General features: G+C 40.2%; 1 pseudogene. It reads right to left on the bottom strand.

The annotated features are described in order from the left end of the window. Nucleotides 1–423: pseudogene (locus DLK05_RS17730) on the bottom strand (hypothetical protein); the annotation flags it as partial.

The following is a 423-nucleotide window of genomic DNA, read 5'->3' as shown; positions in this document are numbered from 1 at the left end:
GCACTCCTGGTATCCGGATTTTCTGCATTAACAGAGTTCTTAAGTCCTGGTGTTCCACCTGTTGTTGAAAGGGAACTCATCCAGTTCCCAAAAGTACTGCATGTGTTCATCGGATCAATTCGCTCCAAAGACCAACCTCCTTCGCTCTTCTCTGCAGACTTATACCATATATCAGAATAGTTGACCTGATCGATCACTTCTCCGATTCCAGATTCAATTTCCAAATTTCCTCCGGTATTGGTTAAACTGGGAAAATTACTTACTCCCAATACTTTTCCATAAGTAGTTAAAGATTCCTTTGCACCAGTTGAGCACAATAGGATATATCCTTGAGAAGGAATTGTATCCACGCCCAACAGGCATTCCTTATCTGCAAATTTCAACCTCCAATTTGTAATGACTATAGGATAATCTTTAGTATTG

This window comes from Ancylomarina longa (assembly GCF_003996985.1).
GTDB lineage: Bacteria > Bacteroidota > Bacteroidia > Bacteroidales > Marinifilaceae > Ancylomarina_A > Ancylomarina_A longa.
This window is presented reverse-complemented; position numbering and strand designations above follow the sequence as displayed.